The sequence below is a fragment of the Paracoccus homiensis genome, assembly GCF_900111675.1.
Classification (GTDB): Bacteria; Pseudomonadota; Alphaproteobacteria; order Rhodobacterales; family Rhodobacteraceae; genus Paracoccus; species Paracoccus homiensis.
Map to the genome: position 1 here is coordinate 71,922 of NZ_FOHO01000011.1, position 20,673 is coordinate 92,594.

A 20,673-nucleotide genomic window follows, 5' to 3' on the forward strand; every position below is an offset into this window, starting at 1 on the left:
CGGAGCTTTCGATGAAACCGCTTCTTTCCGCCCTTGCCCTTGGCCTGTCACTGACCCCTGCTCTTGCCGAGGACTGGCAGCAGGTTCTGGATCAGGCGCGCGGCCAGACGGTCTATTTCCACGCATGGGGCGGCGATCAGCGCACCAATGACTTCATCGCCTCGGTCGGTGATCGGTTGCAGGACGACCATGACGTGACCTTGCGCCATGTGCGGCTGGCCGATACCGCGGACGCCGTGGCCCGCGTTCTGGCCGAACGCGCCGCCGGACGGGACAGCGGCGGTTCGGTCGACCTGATCTGGCTGAACGGGCCGAATTTTCTGGCGATGAAGGAACAGGATCTGCTGCACGGCCCCTTCGTTGCCGATCTTCCGAATGCCCGCTATCTGGACCTGACCGAGGGGTCCGCGAACACGGCCGATTTCACCGTCCCGGTCGAGGGGCTGGAAAGCCCTTGGCGGCTGGCGCGGTTCGTCTTCACCTATGACAGCGCCCGGATCGCCGCTCCTCCCGCCGACATGGCCGGAATGGTCGATTGGGCCGCCGCCAATCCGGGCCGCGTGACCCATCCCGACCCCGCGAATTTCATGGGCACGACCTTCCTGAAACAGGCCCTGATCGAGCTGGCACCCGCAGGCACCGATCTGTCCCTGCCGCCGGACGATGACAGCTTTGCCGCCGCCACCGCGCCTCTGTGGGAATGGTATGACGCGCTGCGCCCGCATCTATGGCGCGACGGCCTGTCCTTTCCGGAAAACGAGTCGATCCAGCAGCAATTGCTGAACGATGGCGAGGTCGATCTGGGCATGTCCTTCGACCCTGCGTCGGCGGCAGCCGCGATCGCGGACGGGCTGCTGCCTGACACTGTGCGCGTGCATGTTCCGGCCGCAGGCAGCATCGGCAATGTCAGCTTCGTCGCCATCCCCGCGAATGCCAGCAACATCGCCGGGGCCAAGGTTCTGGCCAATGCGCTTCTGGATCCTGAAACGCAGGCGCGGATGCAGAATATCGACAATCTGGGCGCGTTTTCGGTGCTGGATCCCGCGCGGCTGGACGATGCGGCGACTGCGGCCTTCGCCGCCCTGCCCACCGTGCCCGCCTTGCCCAGCTTGCAGGATCTGGGTCCGGTTCTGGCCGAGCCGCATCCCGGCTGGGCGACCCGCCTGACCGACGCATGGCAGCGCCGCTACACAAGGTGAGATCGCTGCGTGGCCTTGGTGGCACGCTTGTCGCGCTGCTGATCCTGCTGCCCGTGCTGTTCGGGCTGGGCCACAGCGTGATGGCGGGCTTCGGGCATCTGCCCGTTCTTGGTGTAAAGGGGCCGTCCCTGTCGCCGTGGCAGACCTTGCTGGCCCAACCGGGGCTTTGGCGTTCGGTGATCCTGTCGCTGTGGACCGGGATGGCGGCAACCGTGCTGTCGCTGATCCTTGCCTTTGGCGCGATTGCCGCGTTGCAGGGCCATGCGCCGCGACTGCGCCGGGTGCTGGCGCCGCTGCTGGCCGTGCCACATGCCGCGCTGGCGATCGGGCTGGCCTTCGTTATCGCGCCTTCGGGCTGGATCGCACGGCTGCTTGCGCCGGCTCTGGACTGGTCGCGGCCACCAGATGTCGCGACCCTTGGCGATCCGTGGGGGCTGGCGCTGATCCTTGGGCTAATCCTGAAAGAAACGCCGTTCCTGATCGCAATCCTGCTGGCGGCATCTTCCCAGATCCCGCTGCGCGCCCAGATGGCGGCGGCGCGCGCCCTCGGATATGGGCGCGCGGCGGTCTGGTTGTGGTTGCTGGTGCCGCAACTGGTCCGCCTGATCCGGTTGCCGGTTCTGGTGGTGCTGGCCTTTTCGGTGTCGGTCGTGGACATGGCGCTGATCCTTGGCCCGTCGAACCCGCCCACCCTGTCGGTGACGGTATCGCGACTGTTCACCGACCCCGACCTGCACGCGATGCTGCCTGCCTCGGCGGGGGCGCTGATGCAGCTTGGGCTGACTGCGCTGGCGGCCGCGATCCTGTGGGCGGCGATGCGGCTGGCCGGGTGGTGCGGACGCGCGATCCTGCGCCGTGGTGCCCGTTGGCAAGGTCTGGATCGCGCCTTGGCCGCGCCGGTCGCGATGCTGGCCCTGCTGCTGGTTCTTGCGGGCCTTGCCGCTGTGACGCTGGCCGTATGGTCGATCGCGTTTTCATGGCGCTGGCCCGATCTGTGGCCCGACCGGCTGTCGCTTGCCACATGGCAGCGGCAATCGGCCTGGCTACCGGCTGCGCAGACCGCGCTGTGGATCGCGCTGGCCGCGACTGCGATCGCGATGCTGCTGGCCGTGCTGTGGCTGGAGGGCAGCGACCGCGCCGATCGCCCCGGCCTGCAGGGCTGGATGCGCGCGGCGGTCGCGCTGCCGCTGGTCCTGCCGCAGCTGTCGATCCTGATCGGACTGTCGGGCCTGCTGCTGCGTGCCGATCTGTCCCCGATGGCCGCCGTGATCTGGGGGCATGTGCTGTTCGTCTTTCCCTATCTGGTGATCGCGCTGGCGGGGGCATGGGCCGCGCTTGACCCGCAACTGACCCGCACGGCGGCATCGCTTGGCGTGGGGCCGTGGGGCAGGCTGTGGCGGGTCAAGCTGCCGGTCCTGATCGCGCCGCTGTCCCTTGCGGCCGCGCTGGGATTTGCGGTGTCGATCGCGCAATATCTGCCGACGCTGTTTCTGGGCGGGGGCCGGGTCGCGACCCTCACGACCGAGGCCGTGGCCCTGTCATCGGGATCAGACCGCCGGGTCGCGGCCGTGCACGCCACGCTGCAGGCGGGTCTGCCATGGCTGATCTATCTGGCGGCGCTGATCCTGCCCGCATTTCTGCACCGCGACCGCCGCGCCCTGAAAGGAGAACCGGGATGAGCCTTGATCTGGTCGGGCTGGGCATCCGCCACCCCGACGGCAACGCGCTGATCGACGATCTGAACCTTAGCGTCGCGCCGGGCACCGTCACCACCCTGACCGGACCGTCCGGCGTCGGCAAATCGACGCTGCTGAACGCGGTGGGCGGCCATCTTGAGGCCGGTTTCCGACTGCGGGGTCGGGTCGTTCTGAACGGGCGTGACATCACCGACCTTCCCGCCGAACGGCGCGATATCGGGGTCATGTTCCAACAGGCAGTGATGTTTCCGCATTTGTCGGTCGCCGACAATCTGGCCTTCGGCCTGTCGCCGAAGCTGCGCGGCCGCGGCGCGCGCAAGGCCGCCGTGGCCAAGGCGCTGGACCTGGCCGGGCTTGCGGGGTTGGGCGACCGCGATCCCGCGACGCTGTCGGGGGGACAGCGCGCGCGCGTTGCGCTGATGCGGACGATGCTGGCCCGCCCTCGCGCCGTTCTGCTGGATGAGCCGTTCTCGGCGCTGGACCCCGAACGCCGCCACGAGATCCGCGAATTCGTGATGGCCACCATTCGCCGCAGCGGAATTCCCGCCTTGCTGGTCACGCATGATCGGCAGGATGCCGATGCGGCAGGTGGCCCGGTGATCGCGCTGACCTAGCCCAAGACCAGATTCGACAGGCTGGCGCGCAACCGGCTGTCGGTATCGTCGCTGTCGGCCGAAACGGCCAGCCCGACCAGAACCTCGGGCTGGGTGCCGAAGGCATTGGCGAAATCGCGGGCCAGATTGACCTGCGCACGGGCCTGTCCGGTGCCTGCCGGACGCAGCGCGATGGTCACACCGCGCCCACGCAGATAAGGGCTGGGCAACTGCGCGCCCTGCGCATGATTGCCACCCCAGACATAGATCAGCGTCCGGGCCGAGCGGTTGGACAACAGCCGCTGGGGCGAGGTATCGGGCGACAGCCCGGCGGCGGTCTTTGCATCCAGAAACACGAAATACAGCGAGACATTGCGATCGTCCCCGCCCTTGCGCGACAGATCCGTCGGCGGCACGCTTTCCTCGACCGACCACGACCAGCTGGCACTGCGGGCGGACCGCGCGGCCTGGGGCGCGGGACGATAGATCAGCGACGAACTGGCGTCTCCGGAAATGGACAGCGCCGCGCCGCCCAGACCGTAGCGTGTGGGCGTCAGCCGCGGAAAATTGACCGTCCGCCACGCGCTGTCGAAACCCACGCGGGTCGTCTGCTGGGCCAGTGCGCCTTGGGCGAAACCGGTCGCGACAAGGGACGCCGCCGTGACGGCAAGAAAGGAACGACGCTGCATCCTGATACTCCTTCTGGGGGATGTCCTTCGTTCCAAGACGCTGCGAGGCGGAATTTGTTACACCGCCTCGCAAAGTCGTGATCTGCTTGGCCTCAGCCCATGATCTGATCGATCACCATCTGCTGCTGCTTGCGGCCATCGGGATCAAGGCCGGTCTTGAGCCGGGTGAATTCCTCGGCCCAGGCCGAAGTCCGCGTCCGCAGCGCCGGCTGTTCGGCCTGCATTTCGCGCAGGACGACCGCCGCGACCTGATCTGCGGTCTGATAGACATCCTCGCCCTGCCGGGTCTGCGATCCGGCCACGTATTTCTGCAGGATCGGCAGGTATTCATCTTCCAGCATACCGCCCGTTTCGGTGATCTGCTTCAGCACGGTATTGGCGAATTCGGACGCGATGCCGCCGGGTTCGATCGCCGTGAACTGAATGCCGAAGGCCGGGGTGATATAGCTGGCCATGGCTTCGGTCAGGCCCTCGACGGCGAATTTCGCGCCGCAATAGACTTCGTTGAAAGGCTGGCCCACAAGGCCACCGACCGAGCTGATATTGATGACATGGCCGGCGCGGGCCTTGCGCATATGCGGCATGACCGCCTTGATGCAGCGGACCACACCCATGTAGTTGATGTCCAGAATGCGGGCGATATCGGATTCATCCGCCTGTTCCAGACTGCGGGCATAGCCCATACCGGCATTGTTCACCAACACGTCGATGCGGCCCTGTTCGGCGACGATCCGGTCGACGGCGGCGGTCACGCTGTCGCTGTCCTGCACATCAAGGGGCAGCACATTCAGGCTGACGCCAGCGTCCTTGGCGGCCGCATCCAGCGCATCGCGTTTGTCCAGATTGCGCATGGTGGCATAGACGGTATGGCCCGCCTGTGCCGACTGGATGGCAATGGCAATGCCCAGCCCGGTCGAGGTGCCGGTGATGAGAACGGTTTTGGTCATGTCTTGTCCTTTTCGGGATCAGGTCTTTGCGATCGACAGCCAGACGCGGTCAAAGGTCTGTTCGACGATCTCGTCGGTAATGGGGCGATCCGACAATGCGGCCCCGCGGGCCAGTTGCATCGCGGGCGCTACCAACAGCAGCGACAGAAGTTTCGGGTCCAGATCGGCCAGCACGCCGCTGTCGATGCCACGCTGCAAAAGCTGGGCGATGTCGGCGGCATAGCCATCAGCCACGTCTTTCTGTGCATCGGTCAGAATGCCTGCGGTGCTGCCGGATTCCAGAAACAGAAAGCCCTTGGGATCGGCACGCACGAAATCGAACATCGCCCGCCACATCCCATGGATCATCTGTTTGGCATCGGTCAGGTGGCGCGGGGCAGTCACCCGTTCGTGGAACTCGGATTTCAGGTCCATATAGACCTGCCGCAACATGTCGTCCTTGTTGTCGAAATGCACATAGATGGTGCCCGCCGACACTTTCGCACGCGCGACGACGCCGGCCACGCCGGTCGCGGCAAAGCCCTTGGCGACGGCCTCTTCGATCACGGCGCGGCGCAGCTTGCGATAGGTCTGGTCCTTGGTGGTGCGGGGCATGGTCCCTCTGTCCTGTCTGATGGCGGACATATATGATAATGAATTTTCATTATCAAGTAGGCCTGCCATCTTTTTACGACCCCGATTCAATTCAGGATCGCCGCCGAACGCAGCCGCTGCCGCGCAAGCTCAATAAAGCTGCGAACTTTCGCCGGGGCGCGGCGTCCCTCGACATGGACCAGATGGATCGGCAGCGGCTCGGGCTCGCAATCCTCAAGCACGGTCTGCAGCCTGCCTGCGACCAGGTCCGGGCCGACCTGATAGGACAGAACGCGCGTCAGCCCCCACCCCTGCCGGGCGACCTCGATCGCGGCGGCGACACTGCTAAGCCGCAGGCGCGGCATCAGCCGGACCATCTGCAACTGGTCGCGCCCAAAGCGCCATTCCGCCATCGGGCTGACCGGCGCCGCGGCGGCAATCTGATGCGCCGTCAGATCGCCGGGCACCTGAGGGACGCCATGACGCGCGAAATAATCCGGCGACCCGCAGATGACGCGGCGCACGCTGCCGACCCGCACCGCCACCAGCCCCGAGGATGGCAGCGGCCCGATACGAACCGCCACGTCAAAGCCTTCCTCGACCATGTTCACCACCCGGTCGACCATGACCACATCGGCCGCGACATCGGGGTAAAGATGCAGAAACTCGGTCAGGATCGGCGTCACATAGATGCGCCCGAACTCGTTCGAACATGTCAGTCGCAATTCGCCCTTGGGCACGGCCGCCGCACCGGTGGCCGCGCTGTCGGCAGCCTGCAACTGGGCCAGGATATGCCGCGCATCCTCCAGATAGGTCTTGCCGACCTCGGTCAGGCGGACGCGGCGGGTGGTGCGCGTGAACAGCCGTGCGCCCAGACGTTCTTCAAGCGCGTTGACGCCGCGCGTGGCCGACGGCGCGCTAAGCCCCATGCGCCGTGCCCCGGCGGCAAAGCTTTCGGCCTCGGCGACGGCGACAAAGACTTCCAGGCTTTGCAGTCGATCCATGCTGATTGCTCACATAAAGTGAAATAGTGACTTTCACGGATGCTATATTAATTCGCAGAACGGCGCAAATTACCTTCGGGATCATCAACACAGCCAAAGGAAAGCCCATGTCCCGCATCACGACCCCCGCCACCATCGCCGACACGCCCGAAGCCAGCCAGCCGCTGCTGGAAGGCGTCAAGAAATCGCTGGGGACGGTGCCGAACCTGTTTCGACTGATCGCCAACAGCCCCGCATCGCTGGAAGGTTATTTGGGCCTCAGCGGCGCGCTGGGAAAAGGCCGCCTGAACGCGGCCACACGCGAACGCCTTGCGCTGGCCATCGCGAATTACAACGGCTGCGACTACTGCAACAGCGCCCACACCTATATCGGCAAGAATCTGGCCAAGCTGGATGATGCCGAACTGGCGGCGAACCGGGCCGGCAGCTCGACCGATGCCAAGGCCGACGCGGCGCTGCGCTTCGCGCTGAAAATCGCCGCCGAGCGTGGCCGCGTCAGCGCCGAGGATGTGCAGGCCGCCCGCGAGGCGGGCTTTTCGGACGGTGAACTGGTCGAGATCGTCGTCCATGTCGCGCTGAACACGCTGACGAATTACGTCAACGAAGCCTTCGCGACCGAGGTCGACTTCCCGCTGGTCAAGGCCAACCGCGCCTGATCCCTGAACCCGCAGCAAGGATCAAGATCATGACACAGAACAGTTCGCGCCCGCCCCTGCCGCCGTTTTCGGAAGAAACCGCGCGTGAAAAGGTCCGGCTTGCCGAAGATGGCTGGAACAGCCGCGATGCCGCGCGTGTCGCGCTGGCCTATACGCCGGACAGCACCTGGCGCAACCGCGCCGAATTTCCCAAGGGCCGCGACCAGATCCAGGACTTTCTGACCCGGAAATGGACGCGGGAACTGGACTATCGCCTGATCAAGGAATTGTGGGCCTTTGGCGGTAACCGCATCGCGGTGCGCTATGCCTATGAATACCGCGATGACAGCGGCAACTGGTTCCGCGCCTATGGAAACGAGAACTGGGAATTCGACGAGAACGGGCTGATGGCGCATCGCCATGCCTCGATCAACGAATTGCCCATCCGCCCGGAAGACCGCCTGTTCCACTGGCCGCTGGGGCGCCGCCCCGACGACCACCCCGGCCTCAGCGACCTTGGCCTGTAACCCCCGAAAAGGAGATAACCGATGACCCCGATCAAACTGTACCGCAACCCGAAATCCGGCCATTGCCACCGGGTCGAACTGATGCTGGCCTTTCTGGGCCTGCCCTATGAAACCATCGATCTGGACATGGCCAACGGCGCCCACAAGGCACCCGACTTCCTGAAGATCAGCCCCTTCGGCCTTGTCCCGGCAATCGACGACAACGGCTATACGCTGGCTGACAGCAACGCGATCCTTGTCTATCTGGTGCAGACCTACGCACCCGGCACCCACTGGATGCCGACCGAGGCAAAGGACGCCGCCGAGGTGCAGCGCTGGCTGACGGTCGCGGCCGACAACATCTATGCGGGCCCCTGCGCCGCGCGTCTGGTCAAGGTGTTTGGCACCACGCATGACCACGCAGCCGCGGTTGCCAAGGCGCATGACCTGTTCGCCGTGATGGAGGCGCATCTGACCGGGCGCGACTGGCTGGCCACGGCCCAGATCAGCATCGCCGACGTGGCGGGCTACAGCTATATCGCCCATGCGCCCGAAGGCGGTGTCGATCTGGCCCCCTATCCGGCGCTGCGCGCTTGGCTGGCTCGGGTCGAGGCACAGCCCGATTTCGTGCCGATGGCGACCTCGCCGCTGCCCGAACTTGCCTGACACCAAGGGCCGGGGTTTCGCCCCGGCCCGCATTTTTCACAGGCCGATGCCATGACCAGCACATCCCAGACCAACCCCTTCCACGCCGGAGAGCGTGCCGCCCAGCAACGTGCCGGGGTCGGTGACGTGTCGCAATGGGCGGGCGGCTTTGTCCGTGACTACCTGCCCGAACAGCACCGGCAGTTTCACACCGCGCTGCCGTTTCTGGTCGTGTCGGGTGGCGATGCCGCCGGACAGGTCTGGGCCACTGTGATCGAGGGACCGGACGGATTCATCACCTCGCCCGATCCGCAGCATCTTGCCCTGCGCAGCGCCATACCCGCCGATGACCCATTGGCCGAGCGGCTGCGCGGGGGCGGCGATATCGGTGCGGTCGGGATCGATCTGGGCAGCCGCCGCCGCAACCGGTTCAGCGGAAAGATCAGCCCGACCCCGGAAGGGTCGCTGATCCGCATGACCCAGACATTCGGCAACTGCCCGCAATATATCCACGAGCGCAGCCTGCGCCGCGTGCCGGGCACCCCCGGCACCCCCGTTCGGGGACAGCAACTGACCCCCGACCAGATCGCGCAGATCCGTGCGGCGGACACGCTGTTCATCGGCTCGGGTCAATATGGCACACGGGGCGAGGCCTCGGACGGGTATGACGCGTCCCATCGCGGCGGCCCGCCCGGCTTCGTTCAGGTCGTCAGCCCGACCCGCCTGCTGATCCCCGACTACATGGGCAACAATTTCTTCAACACCATTGGCAATATCATGGCCGATCCGCGCGTCGGGCTACTGTTCATCGATTTCGAGACCGGCGGGCTGTTGCATCTGAGCGGCAAGGCTCACGTCGATTGGGATCCCCGCGACACCCGTGACGGTGACGCCTGGCGGATGATCGAGCTGGATATCGACTGCGTGATTCAGCGCCCCGCCGCCCTGTCCCTGCGTTGGGCCAGGCAGGCGCATCTTGCGCGGCGGCTGAAACTGACGCGCAAGGTTCAGGAAAGCGCGCAGATCACTTCGTTTCATCTTGCGCCCGCCGATGGCAGGCCGCTGGACCCGTTCACGCCCGGACAGCATCTTCCGATCACCGTGCAGATCCCCGGACAGGCGGGCACGACGGCGCGCAGCTATTCCCTGTCGGGGCCGCCGGGCGCCGACACCTACCGGCTTAGCGTGAAACGCGAAGCGCAGGGTCTTGTCTCGCGCTTTCTGCACGATCAGGTGCAGACCGGCGCGATCATCGAGGCACAGTCGCCATCGGGCGATTTCGTCACCGAAAAGGTGGACGCCCCGCTTGTCCTGATCAGCGCGGGGGTGGGGCTGACACCGATGCTGTCGATGCTGCATGCGGCGGCGGCGGAAGGTCGGCAGACATGGTTTCTGCATGGCGCGCGAAACGGGGGCGATCACGCCCACCGCGCCGAGGTGGCCACGCTTGTCGACAGCCACCCGCATCTGCATCGGCGGGTGTTCTACAGCCGCCCCGAGGCCCGGGATGTGGCTGGTCGCGACTACGACATCGCCGGTCGGATGAATGCCGCAGATGTCCGCCGGCTGATCCCCGACCCCACGGCGCGGTTCATGCTGTGCGGTCCGGCGGGATTCGTGGCCCAGATGCAGGACGAACTTGAACAGTCGGGCATTCCCGCCGCGCAGATCCGGTTCGAAACTTTCTGACGCGCAAAAAAATCCCGGCCAAACTGGCCGGGATTGTTGGTTTTTCCTGTCAGATAACCGACTTAGCGCTTGGACACCGGGGTCCAAGCGAATTTTTCAAACGGTGCATCGACCGGCGTTTTGGCGATGTGGTTGGTGTAGTTGCTCATCACCTTCTGGGCCAGACCCAGGATGATTTCCAGCACCTGCTGATCGCCGTAGCCCGCAGCATAGAAGGCATCAAGCTGTTCGTCCGTCGGGTTGCCACGGCTTTCCAGCATGGCCAGCGTGAAGGTGCGCAGCGCCTCCAGCTTGGGGGTCGGCAGCGGGGTTTCATCGCGCAGCGCGTCGATGACATCATCACCGACCTTCATGGCCTTGGCGATGCCGGTATGGGCGGGCACGCAATAATGGCATTCATGGGCGACGTTGATCGCCTGCCAGACGACCGTCTTTTCATCGGCATCGAAAGAGGTTTCTTCGGCGAACAGGCGGTGCAGCACCTGATACCCGTCCAGCAGCGCGGGCGCACCGGCCATGACGGCGTGCAGACCCGGCAGGCGGCCGAAAGCGGCCTTCGACTTTTCGATCAGCGGCAGGGCAGCTTCGGGGGCATTGGTTTCGTCGAAGCGTTCGAACTTGGTCATCTGATGTCCTTTCGGTTTCGGGTTCGACGCCAATCTGGGGATATTTGAGCGAATGCTCAACAATATTCTTGAGCAATCGCTCAACACATCTCTGTGATTATGCTGGCACAGCGGCGCAACCGCCCGTAATTTGCGTCCATGGCACGCACCGCATCATATGACCGCGACAAGGCGCTGGACGCCGCGATGACGCTTTTCTGGGTCAAGGGGTATCACGCGACCTCGCTGAAGGATCTGGAACAGGCGCTGTCCTTGCGGCCCGGTTCGATCTATGCGGCCTTCCACAGCAAAGAGGCGCTGTTTCGCGAAACGCTGGATCGTTATTCGGCGCGGATGGAGGCCGATCTGGTCGCGCTGGTGGAACATGCCCCCTCGCCCTTGGCGGCCTTGCGCGGGCATCTGGTCGGGCTGTCGGACCTGACGCCCTGTGACCGGCCATCCACTGCCTGCATGCTGGTGAAATCACTGTTGGAGGCGCCAAGGGACGGCGATCTTCGGACCTTCATCTCGGCCCATCTTGATCGGATCGAGGATGTGATCGCCACGGCCTTCCGCAAGGCTAGGGCATCGGGCGAGCTGCCTGCCGATGCGGATCCGGACCGGCTTGCGCTGCGGGTCCAGACCTATATTTTCGGGCTAAAAATTCAGGCGCAGCGGGAAACAGACCCCGAAAAGATGCGCCAACTCTGTGCCGATCTGGCAGAAGAGATCCGCCTGCTGTCGCAACCCTCGCTGCAATGACAGGCGGACCGGGCCGGGCCTAGCGGCGTTTGGCCAGATAGTCGAAGGTCAGCGCGGCGACGATGCCATAAAGCACATGACCGACCAGCGCGACCCAGGTGATCCCGGTGAAGCCCAGAAAGAATTTCAGTCCGGCGATCGCGGTGATCCCGCCGATTGCAAAGATCCACAGTCCGAAACCGTAGATGGCCGAAGATAGCAGCATCGGAATGGCCGGCGCGAATTTCTGTTGCAGCGGGCGGAAGATATACAGCCAGCCCACGGGATAGGCGATCAGGCCGACCAGAAACAGATGCATGAAATTGCCGGCCCAGGCACCGTTCGGCAACCCGAACGTGCCCAGCAGCGACCGTGCCAGCCCCGCGGGCGCAAGATTGGCGAAACCCAGCATCGGGCTGATCGCCTGACCCCACAGGTCGAAGGCGACGGTCGCGACGGACCCGGCGATCAGCATCGCGATCATCGTGTCGCTGTTCAGGGGCGGGGTGGCGGTCTGGCGAGGATCAGTCATTCTTACGCTCCGTCTGGATATTGTTTGCTTGTTTCATGTTCCAATTCCGGTCCAGCGGCCTCAAAGTTACACAGGCCCCGTCAACATCACGCATTTGTTACCTGACCCGTGAAAGGAAAGCGGTTCCCGTCACGAATGGACGTGGTGAGGAATAGCATGACCATAAAAGTGGACGATTTCATGACGCAAGACAGTTCCGTCACCGCAGCCGACATCCTGGCACAACGGTTATATCGCGCGGGATGCCGCTTTGCCTTTGGCATGCCGGGGGGCGAGGTGCTGGCCCTGATCGACGCGCTGGCCCGCGCGGGGATCGAATTCGTGCTGGCCAAGCACGAAAACGCCGCAGGCTTCATGGCCGAAGGGGTCTATCACCGCACCGGCGCGCCCGCGCTTCTGGTCACGACCGTCGGGCCGGGTGCCCTGAACGCCGTCAACGTGGTCGAAAACGCGCGGCAGGACCGCGTGCCGATGATCGTGCTTTCGGGCGCGATCGACCCGGCCGAGGCCGCGACCTATACCCACCAGGTGCTGGACCAGCGCGAGGTGTTCCGCCCCGTCACCAAGGCCAGCTTCACCTTCGATGCGGGCGCGGCGGCGGCGATTGCCGACAAGGCTGTCGCCATCGCGACCGAAGGCCGCCCCGGTCCGGTCCATATCGACGTGCCGATTTCCGTCGCCTCGGCGCCCGTGGCCGCCCGTCCCGCCTTCGACCGCAGGGATGCGCCGCCCCTGCAACCCGCCGAGGGCGGCGATCTGGCGCAGGCGCGGCGATGGCTGGCGGCGGCGGAACGTCCCGTGATCGTCATGGGTCTGGACGCCATGAACCAGAATGCCGGTGCCGCGATCCGCGATTTCGCCGAAAGCTTCGGCGCGCCCGTCATCTCGACCTACAAGGCCAAGGGCCTCATCCCCGAGGATCACCCCCTGTCGCTTGGCGCGGCGGGCCTGTCGCCCAAGGCCGACCGGCTGCTGCTGCCCCTGCTGGCCGAGGCCGACCTGATCATCTGCGCGGGCTATGACCCGATCGAGATGCGCGTGGGCTGGCGCGACCCGTGGGACGCCGCGACCGTGCCCGTCATCGACATCACCGCCGCGCCGAACCACCACTACATGCATCAGGCGGGCGTGAACTTCGTGGCCGATTGCGGGGCCACGCTGGCCACGCTGGCGCTTGGGGTGACGCCCCGCGCCGCATGGGGCGACCGCATCGCCCGGCTGAAATCCGAACTCGCCGCGGCCTTTCCGCGCGACGAGGACTGGGGCCCCGCCGCCGTCATCGACACCTGCATGACCGCCCTGCCCGAAGGCACGCTGGCCACCGCCGACAGCGGCGCGCATCGCATCCTTCTGTCGCAGATGTGGCGCTGCACCGAGCCACGTGGCCTGATGCAATCCTCGGGGCTGTGCACGATGGGTTGCGCGGTGCCGCTGGCCATCGGCGCGGCGCTGGCAACACCCGAACGCCACGTGGTGTCGTTTTCCGGGGATGCGGGTTTCCTGATGGTCGCGGGCGAACTTGCCACGGCGGCGGAACTGCGCACGCCCGCGATCTTCGTCGTCTTCGTCGATGCCAGCCTTGCGCTGATCGACCTGAAGCAGCGCCAGATGGGGCTGAACTCGAACGGGGTCGATTTCGAGGGGCCGGACATCGCGGCGATCGGACGTGCCTTCGGCGGCGCGGGGCATACCGTGCGCAATCGCGCCGAACTGCAAGACGCGTTGCAGGCCGCCATGGCCGAGACCCGCTTTACCGTCATCGCGGCGGTGATCGACCGCAAATCCTATGACGGGCGGCTGTGACATGACCAACGACAAGACGCCGATGGCGCTGGAGGGGCTGGTCGTCCTGGACCTGTCGCGCATTCTGGCCGGACCGACCGCAACGCAGCTTCTGGGCGATCTGGGCGCGACAGTCATCAAGATCGAGAACCCGCGCAGCGGCGGCGACGACACGCGCGGCTGGGGGCCGCCCTATGCCACGATGAAGGATGGCAGCACGGGCGATCTCAGCGCGTATTTCATGGCCGCGAACCGCAACAAGCAATCGGTCGCTGCCGATCTGGGCACCGACGAAGGGCGCGATCTGGTTGCCGCGCTGGCCGCCCGCGCCGATGTGGTGATCGAGAATTACAAGCCCGGCGGACTGGTCAAGTACGGGCTGGACCACGACACGCTGCTGGCGCGGCATCCGGGGCTTGTCTACTGCTCGATCTCGGGGTTCGGGCAGACGGGGCCGAACCGCGACAAGCCCGGCTATGACCTGATGGCGCAGGGCTATGGCGGCATCATGAGCCTGACCGGCGCCCCCGAAGGCCCGCCGATGAAGGTGGGCGTCGGCATCGCGGACGTGATGTGCGGGATGTATGCCACCATCGGCATCCTTGCCGCGCTGCGCCACCGCGACCGCACCGGCGAGGGACAGCATATCGACCTTGCGCTGGTCGATGCGCAGATGGCCTGGCTGATCAACGAGGGCACGAATTTCCTGACCTCGGGGCAGCTGCCACAGCGACGCGGCAATGCCCATCCGAACATCGTGCCCTATGACGTGTTCCAGGCCGCGGACGGGCATGTGATCGTCGCCGTCGGCAATGACGCGCAGTTCGCGCGGTTCTGCGACGTGTTCTGCGCAACGCATCTGGCAGCCGACCCGAATTATGCGACGAACCCCGCGCGGCTGGCGAACCGCGACGCGCTGATCGCGCAACTGCGCCCGCTGTTGGCCGACCATCCGGTCGCATGGATCGTTGATCGGCTGGAGGCGGTGAAGGTCCCCGTCGGGCCGATCAACGATCTGGATCAGGCGCTGAATTCGGAACAGGCGCAGGCCCGGCAGATGACCGTCGCGATGGACGCCCCCGAGACGGAAAAGGGGCAGGTGCGACTGCTGGGCAATCCGCTGAAACTGTCGCGCACGCCCGTCACCTATCGCAGTGCACCGCCGCGTTTCGGGGCCGATACCGACCGCGTCAGGCGGGATCTGGGGCTGGACGGCGACTAGGCCGTCCAGCGATACAGCCAGACCTCGGACAGGGGGCGGTCGGGGGCGCGCAACTGGACGCGCAGCTCGGCCAGGGTCGCGGTCCCGGGGGTGAAGGTCACGGCAAGGCGCGCGCCCCCGGTATCGGGGTTGCGCTGCAGCACGCCGCCGCTGACCTGCCCCGCGCTGCTGCGGGTCATGAACTCGACCGTCGACAGATCGCCCTCCAGATCGGGATGCGGGGCGAAATCGACCGTGATGATCCAGTCCTGCGTCTGCATGTGACGGCCCATCCGCGTATTCGTGACCTGCGCCAGCCCGCGCGGGGGCGCCGGATCATCGCCCCATGACAGGCGGTATCCGAAACGGTGTTCGGCACCGGGCAGGATCGGTTCGGACGGGCGCCAATAGGCGACGATATTGTCGAAGATCTCTCGATCGGCGGGGATCTCGACCAGCGTGACGGCCCCGCGCCCCCAATCGGCATCCGGCGTGACCCACAGACTGGGTCTGCGATGGTACAGCGCTTCGAGATCGGCGAAATCGCTGAAGCCTCGTGCCCGCTGCATCAGGCCGAAGCCCTGCGGACCGTCATCGACAAAGGCCGAGATCTGCAGCTCTCGCGGGTTGGACAGGGGCCGCCAGATCGTCTCACCCGCGCCGTTATGGATCAGCAGCCCCTCGCTGTCATGGACGGCGGGCCGGAAATCCGAAAACCGGTCGCGGATGGTCTCGTCGAACAGGAACATCGAGGTCAGCGGCCCCAGCCCGACATGCGACAGGGGCTGGCGCGCGAACAGATGCGCGGTCACGTCCATTTCAAGAACCGCGCCGGGGCGGATGCGGAAACTGTAAAGACCGGTCGCGCGCGGGCTGTCCAGCAACGCATGGATGACGGTTTCGCGCGCGCCGTCCGCCGGACGTTCGATCCAGAAATCGGTGAATTCGGGGAATTCCTCGCCGCTTGGTTCGGCTGTGTCGATGGCAAGGCCGCGGGCCGACAGGCCATAGATCTGCCCGGTGCCGATCCCCCGGAAATAGCTGGCGCCCTGAAAGACGGCAAATTCCTGGAAGATGCCGGGCTTCTCGATCTCGGCCCGCAGGCGCAGCCCGGAATAGCCAAGCGTGTCGTCGATGGGCAGATCCGGGAACTTGTCGGTGCGGTCAAAGACATCCAGATCGAACAAGACCGGGCGGGTCTGCCCCCCATCGACCACGGAAATCCGGACAGGGCGCGGGAAATAAAGCCCCGGCGGAAACAGGTCCACCTGAACCGGTCCCCGCCCGTCGCGCCACAAGGCGTTGCGCCCGTCAAACCAGATCATCCGGTACTGATCATAGCTGAGATCGCGCCACGCCTGCGGGATCTGCGGGCGCGGGCGGTGCATCGCCGCGGCCATGCCGCGCGCCCTGTCGACCAGATCGTCACGCGAAAAGGGCTGTGCATCGCCAAGGGTCAGGCCGGGTTGCTCGGCCCATGTCGCGCGGGGGGCAAGGGCTGCGGCCATCAGGCCGGCAAGGACGGATCGACGCTGCATCGGCTCAGGCCCTTTTGCGCCAGGGGTGGGATTTGAACCAGCCCGCGACATAGGCCACCGTGATCAGCAGTGCTGCGCCCGTCAGGTTGACCCAGAACATCGTCCAGTTGCTGCGACCGGCCTGATCCAGTGCCACGCCCATCAGCCGCGCCATGAACATCGAGGCGATGAACACCGCCAGCGACTGTTGCCCGACCTTCATGATCATCGCAAGGCAGGCGCGCCAGATGCGGGCGATGGCCCCCTGCCCGCCCGGCGGCAGCAGGCGGTGCCCGGCCTCGCCCGCAGCGATCCAGGCCAGATAGGCGACGGCCAGAAAATGGACATAGCGCAGGATGCCGAAATCGCTTTTCTGGATCAGGAAACGCCAGTCGGACCGCCATGCGCCGATCTCGGGGATGGCATTGATGATGCGGAAATAGGCGAAGGGCACGGTCAGCAGCACCACCGCCGCCGCGATCACCGCCAGTCGCCAATCGACCGGCGGTTTCGGGATCCAGCCCGCCGAGAAGGCGAAGCCGGTAAAGAAGATCAACTGCCAGCCAAGCGGGTTGAAGAACCACTGGCGGTCCGACCACGGCTCGGCCGGGAAGTTCACGTCGCCGATATTCGCGGTCAGCCACAGCCCCGCAACCAGCGCCAGAGCCAGCAGCCGAGAGATGCCCGCAAGCCAGATCACCACCGGCATCAGCGCCAGCAGTACCAGATACATCGGCAGGATGTCGAAATAGTTCGGGACATAGAACAGCCCCATCAGCGCGGGCAAATTCGTCAACGGATCATTGAAGAACGGATGCAGGTTCAGCGACCCGACATAGTCCTTCTCGAAGCTGCCAAGCCCGTTCAGCATCGCCATGGTTGCGGCGATCGCCATGAACAGCCCGATATGCGCCCAGTAGACCTGCCAGATGCGAAAGCCGACCCGCGCCGTCCCAAGCGCCATGCCCCGCTGTTCGAACAGCTTGCCGAAGGCGATGGCCGAGGCCGCGCCCGAACAGAAGACGAAGGCCTCGGTCGCGTCGGAAAAGCCGAACCGGGCCGGGATCCACAGCGTCAGCCAGTTCGACGGCACATGCGCGATCAGGATGATGAACATGTTGATCCCGCGAAAGAAATCCAGTCGCGGATCGCGCACGCGCGCAGCAGGGGCCGAGACGGTCGCGGCGGGGGCGCGACCGGCATCGGAGATGTCTTGGACCATGGTCATGCGGGTCGGTGCTCTTTCAGTCTCAGGCAGAGGCGGCAAGCCGCATCGCGGCAGAGAGTTGCTGCATGCGGGCGGCGGCAAAGGCATCCTCGACCCCGCCACGCAGCGCGGTGCGCTTGCGGATCAGGGCCTCGGTTTCCGACAGATAGCCCGCCCGCATCCCTGCGTCGATGGTGATGCGTTCGAACACGTCGCGCTGCGCGTGGCTGCCTCCGACGGTCTGCATGCGGGGCTGGGCCTGCGCAAGGTTGCGGAAGGCGGCGGCATAGCGCCCCTCGCCATAGGCGGCCAGCCCCTCGGCTGCGGTCAGGCCGGGATCGGCGATGATGCGCAGTGTCTCGGCCTCGGGGGCGGCGGCGTCGCGGTGGAACCGTTCCAGCATCGCCTGCGTCGCCTGCTGCCGCCCTTGCTGGCTGAGCGCCATCATGTAATGCAGATCCGCGAAGGCCACGCAGGCATCGTTGGCGCGGGTCTCGGCCAGGTCGGCAAGCTCGTTCCAGCGGTCGCCGACCGACACGCCCTCCAGCTCTAGCCGCATCAGAAGCGAACTGGCATTCGAAAAATCGCGGTAATCGTCGGTGCGGTCGTGGCGGACCTCGGTGTCATACAGCTCGATCACCTTGTCCAGCTCTCCCCGGTCCAGATGCAGCAGCGCCTTGTGCCACCACACGTGATAGCGGAAATTGTTGCAATGCAGCCAGCTTCCGCAGTTTTCCTCGATCAGGGAAATGCCGCGATCCGGCTGATGGGTCATGTCATAGACATGCGCGACCGCATGCAACCCCCAGGCATCGTCCGAGGCGTGACGCAGCCCCTCCAGCCCCGCCGCCTCGGCAGCGGCGTAATCGCCGGTTTCCTCAAGGGTAAACGCATGACAGCCCAGCACGAAGCCGCGCAGCGGGTGGTCGGGGCCATGCGCGGGCAGCACCCGCTCGATGGACCGCCGCATCCCGTAATGGTCGCCCAGGATGAAGCGGATCGCGTGCGAGACCTTGGCCGACAGCGTGTCACGCGGATTGTCCAGCAGCGCCTCTTCCATGGCGGCGATCGCGCCCGACGGACGGCCCGCAAGCCATGCGGACAGCGCGCGGCACCACAGCCTTTCGCGCAGCGCGGGCTGACCCTGGCGCAGCGCGGCCAAGGCCACATCCAGCGCATCCTGCGCGGCAGCGATCAATTCGCGACGGCCCAGCATCAGGGTGAACAGCCCCTTGGCGGCGTGCCCCATCGCAAAGCCCGGTTCCCGTTCCAGCACCGCGCCCAGATGCACGGGCGTCTGGCTGCCATGGGCAAGGAAGGCGCGAATGGTGCTGTTCCATTCCTCCAGCGCAGTGGGGTCGGTGATGCTGACGTTGCCGTCACAAATGTCGTTCTTCATCGGAAACTTTCTTCTGCGGGAAATGGAATGGCATCCGCATGGGCGTTTCCGCGCGGATGCCAGAAAGCCTTACATCGGTGCCTCGGCCCGGAAATCGGGGATATCCTTGTCAGAGGCGTCGTCAGCTTCGATGTCCTTCCAGTTGCCATAGGCCACGGTGATATTGCCCGGAATGTCCTCTTCCCAGAAGCCAACCACATTCTTTGTAATATTCAGGTAAAGTTTGTCATCAACGATCCGCCACAGCGTCGGATTGCCCGGAACCTTGCCACCCTTGGCGACCCCATAGGCACAATGGCCGTCATATTGGGGGACGAAGGCCGCCGGATCGGCAAGAAAGCGATCGCGATTCTGGGCCGACGAAAAGGCAAAGCTGGCGCCGTTATACTGCGCGGTGAATTCCTTCAGGCCCTTTTGGGGGGCAGGCTGCGCGGCGCCGACCGGCGATTGCGGCAGGTCGAAATAGGACACGACATCATAGCCCGATACAGCGTAGCCAGTGCTGTCGACATATTGCTCGCCCGCGAACGCGCCGGTGCTGAGTGCCACGGACAGGGCAGTTGCAGCAAAAGAGAAACGGAACATCGACAGCCTCCTGATGATTGATGTCTTGCGTTTCGCAGTCGCGGGCAGGTCCGTTACATGGTTCACGTTTTTGTGATGCGTCTACGATCCGACCGCAGCGCGGGCCGCGTCCGGTCACCCGGCTGATACAGGATGTCGATGGCGCTATCCGGTCAAAGGCAAGAAACGCGTCCTGCGGTTGATTGGCCGCAAGCCCCTTCCTAGATCCGTGTCAGCACAAGACAGGTCAGGGCGACACCCATGAAGATCCCTTTCATCGGCACGTTCGGCAACGCCTGTCGTCATGCCGGTGCAGGCCGCCCCAGCGGATGGGATCCCGATGCCGCCGATGACGCCCAAAGACAGGCCGGCGCAGGTCGCGCCTGCCGCCTCAACCACGGAGCCTTTTCATGACCCAATCCCAGAAACTGCACCCCGGTGCGCGTTTCCCCGACATCACCCTGCCTCGGCTGGGGGGCGGCACGCTGACGCTGGCGCAGCCTGAAAACGGCCATGACTGGCGCATGATCGTGATCTATCGCGGCAAGCATTGCCCGATCTGCACGCGCTATCTGCGCGAACTGAACGACGCGGTTTCGGATCTGAACCAGCTTGGCGTCGATCTGGTGGCCGTGTCTGCCGATCCCGTCGAAAAGGTCGAAGAACAGATGGCGCAGGTTCAGCCGGCCTATGCCGTGGGCCATGACCTGACGCCCGATCAGATGCAGACGCTGGGGCTGTATGTCTCGGACCCGCGCAGTCCGCAGGAAACCGACCGCCCCTTTGCCGAACCTGCGATCTTTGTCGTCAATGCCGAGGGCAATCTGCAGATCGTCGATATCGCGAATGCGCCGTTCCTGCGGCCTGATCTGAAGTTGCTGATCGGCGGCATCCGGTTCATCCGCGACCCCGAAAACAACTATCCCATCCGCGGCACCCACCTGTAGG

The 20,673-nt window shown here is 65.2% G+C and carries 21 protein-coding genes; 11 read left to right on the forward strand and 10 right to left on the reverse strand.

Features of this window, described 5'->3' with window-relative positions; genetic code table 11:
• The first annotated feature begins 11 nt into the window (after positions 1-11).
• The 3 genes from BMX67_RS14130 to BMX67_RS14140 are packed head-to-tail and all read left to right on the forward strand — an operon-like array spanning position 12 to position 3,510.
• A complete protein-coding gene (locus BMX67_RS14130) occupies positions 12-1,199 on the forward strand; it encodes an ABC transporter substrate-binding protein (protein ID WP_090736307.1) in 1,188 nt (395 codons plus the stop codon).
• Positions 1,175-2,878 (forward strand): ABC transporter permease, encoded by a 1,704-nt coding sequence (locus BMX67_RS14135; RefSeq protein ID WP_090736310.1) that lies wholly within the window; start codon positions 1,175-1,177, stop codon positions 2,876-2,878. The genes BMX67_RS14130 and BMX67_RS14135 overlap by 25 nt, the downstream gene beginning before the upstream one ends.
• On the forward strand, positions 2,875-3,510 hold the full coding sequence (locus BMX67_RS14140; RefSeq protein WP_090736312.1) for an ATP-binding cassette domain-containing protein: 636 nt from the start codon (positions 2,875-2,877) through the stop codon (positions 3,508-3,510). The genes BMX67_RS14135 and BMX67_RS14140 overlap by 4 nt, the downstream gene beginning before the upstream one ends.
• On the opposite strand, the gene BMX67_RS14145 is transcribed toward BMX67_RS14140, so the two are convergent.
• The 4 genes from BMX67_RS14145 to BMX67_RS14160 all read right to left on the reverse strand — a co-directional run bounded on the left by BMX67_RS14145 (position 3,507) and on the right by BMX67_RS14160 (position 6,702).
• Positions 3,507-4,178, reverse strand: a complete 672-nt coding sequence (locus BMX67_RS14145; RefSeq protein ID WP_090736315.1) for a DUF3047 domain-containing protein — start codon at positions 4,176-4,178, stop codon at positions 3,507-3,509. The genes BMX67_RS14140 and BMX67_RS14145 overlap by 4 nt on opposite strands.
• A 92-nt stretch (positions 4,179-4,270) precedes the next feature.
• Positions 4,271-5,125, reverse strand: coding sequence for an SDR family oxidoreductase (locus tag BMX67_RS14150; RefSeq protein ID WP_090736317.1), 855 nt, complete (start codon positions 5,123-5,125; stop codon positions 4,271-4,273).
• 18 nt (positions 5,126-5,143) lie between these two features.
• Entirely contained in the window at positions 5,144-5,719 is a 576-nt protein-coding gene (locus BMX67_RS14155; protein WP_245739463.1) for a TetR/AcrR family transcriptional regulator, read from the reverse strand.
• A gap of 86 nt (positions 5,720-5,805) precedes the next feature.
• Complete coding sequence (locus BMX67_RS14160) at positions 5,806-6,702, reverse strand: LysR family transcriptional regulator (RefSeq protein WP_090736320.1); 897 nt, start codon at positions 6,700-6,702, stop codon at positions 5,806-5,808.
• A gap of 107 nt (positions 6,703-6,809) precedes the next feature.
• On the opposite strand from BMX67_RS14160, the gene BMX67_RS14165 reads away from it, so the two are divergent.
• From BMX67_RS14165 to BMX67_RS14180, 4 genes are read left to right on the forward strand one after another with little or no spacing between them, the layout of a single operon-like run.
• Complete coding sequence (locus BMX67_RS14165; RefSeq protein WP_090736322.1) at positions 6,810-7,358, forward strand: carboxymuconolactone decarboxylase family protein; 549 nt, start codon at positions 6,810-6,812, stop codon at positions 7,356-7,358.
• Positions 7,359-7,387: 29 nt separating this feature from the next.
• A complete protein-coding gene (locus tag BMX67_RS14170; RefSeq protein WP_090736325.1) occupies positions 7,388-7,864 on the forward strand; it encodes a nuclear transport factor 2 family protein in 477 nt (158 codons plus the stop codon).
• 21 nt (positions 7,865-7,885) lie between these two features.
• Complete coding sequence (locus BMX67_RS14175) at positions 7,886-8,509, forward strand: glutathione S-transferase family protein (RefSeq protein ID WP_090736327.1); 624 nt, start codon at positions 7,886-7,888, stop codon at positions 8,507-8,509.
• Positions 8,510-8,560: 51 nt separating this feature from the next.
• Positions 8,561-10,177 carry an FAD-binding oxidoreductase gene (locus BMX67_RS14180; protein ID WP_090736330.1) on the forward strand — a complete coding sequence of 539 codons (1,617 nt, stop codon included), beginning with the start codon at positions 8,561-8,563 and terminating at the stop codon, positions 10,175-10,177.
• Positions 10,178-10,239: 62 nt separating this feature from the next.
• On the opposite strand, the gene BMX67_RS14185 is transcribed toward BMX67_RS14180, so the two are convergent.
• Complete coding sequence (locus BMX67_RS14185) at positions 10,240-10,803, reverse strand: carboxymuconolactone decarboxylase family protein (RefSeq protein ID WP_090736334.1); 564 nt, start codon at positions 10,801-10,803, stop codon at positions 10,240-10,242.
• Between the two features lie 138 nt (positions 10,804-10,941).
• On the opposite strand from BMX67_RS14185, the gene BMX67_RS14190 reads away from it, so the two are divergent.
• Positions 10,942-11,544: a TetR/AcrR family transcriptional regulator gene (locus tag BMX67_RS14190; RefSeq protein WP_090736337.1), complete on the forward strand. Its 603-nt coding sequence runs from the start codon at positions 10,942-10,944 to the stop codon at positions 11,542-11,544.
• Between the two features lie 19 nt (positions 11,545-11,563).
• Here the strand turns inward: BMX67_RS14190 and BMX67_RS14195 are convergent, their stop codons facing one another.
• Positions 11,564-12,055 carry a hypothetical protein gene (locus tag BMX67_RS14195; RefSeq protein ID WP_090736340.1) on the reverse strand — a complete coding sequence of 164 codons (492 nt, stop codon included), beginning with the start codon at positions 12,053-12,055 and terminating at the stop codon, positions 11,564-11,566.
• Positions 12,056-12,235: 180 nt separating this feature from the next.
• Between BMX67_RS14195 and BMX67_RS14200 the strand changes: the two genes are divergently transcribed.
• Together BMX67_RS14200 and BMX67_RS14205 are read left to right on the forward strand one after the other, a co-directional pair.
• Positions 12,236-13,858 (forward strand): thiamine pyrophosphate-binding protein, encoded by a 1,623-nt coding sequence (locus BMX67_RS14200; protein ID WP_090736391.1) that lies wholly within the window; start codon positions 12,236-12,238, stop codon positions 13,856-13,858.
• A 1-nt stretch (position 13,859) separates the two neighbouring features.
• A complete protein-coding gene (locus BMX67_RS14205; protein WP_090736342.1) occupies positions 13,860-15,059 on the forward strand; it encodes a CaiB/BaiF CoA transferase family protein in 1,200 nt (399 codons plus the stop codon).
• Here BMX67_RS14205 and BMX67_RS14210 read toward each other — a convergent pair.
• The 4 genes from BMX67_RS14210 to BMX67_RS14225 all read right to left on the reverse strand — a co-directional run bounded on the left by BMX67_RS14210 (position 15,056) and on the right by BMX67_RS14225 (position 19,746).
• Positions 15,056-16,576, reverse strand: a complete 1,521-nt coding sequence (locus tag BMX67_RS14210; protein WP_090736345.1) for an OpgD/OpgG family glucan biosynthesis protein — start codon at positions 16,574-16,576, stop codon at positions 15,056-15,058. The genes BMX67_RS14205 and BMX67_RS14210 overlap by 4 nt on opposite strands.
• A 4-nt stretch (positions 16,577-16,580) precedes the next feature.
• Complete coding sequence (locus BMX67_RS14215) at positions 16,581-17,783, reverse strand: OpgC family protein (protein ID WP_090736347.1); 1,203 nt, start codon at positions 17,781-17,783, stop codon at positions 16,581-16,583.
• Between the two features lie 22 nt (positions 17,784-17,805).
• On the reverse strand, positions 17,806-19,161 hold the full coding sequence (locus BMX67_RS14220) for a tetratricopeptide repeat protein (RefSeq protein WP_090736350.1): 1,356 nt from the start codon (positions 19,159-19,161) through the stop codon (positions 17,806-17,808).
• A gap of 69 nt (positions 19,162-19,230) precedes the next feature.
• Entirely contained in the window at positions 19,231-19,746 is a 516-nt protein-coding gene (locus BMX67_RS14225; RefSeq protein ID WP_090736352.1) for a YHS domain-containing (seleno)protein, read from the reverse strand.
• A 389-nt stretch (positions 19,747-20,135) separates the two neighbouring features.
• On the opposite strand from BMX67_RS14225, the gene BMX67_RS14230 reads away from it, so the two are divergent.
• Positions 20,136-20,672: a peroxiredoxin-like family protein gene (locus tag BMX67_RS14230; RefSeq protein ID WP_090736355.1), complete on the forward strand. Its 537-nt coding sequence runs from the start codon at positions 20,136-20,138 to the stop codon at positions 20,670-20,672.
• Position 20,673: the final 1 nt, after the last annotated feature.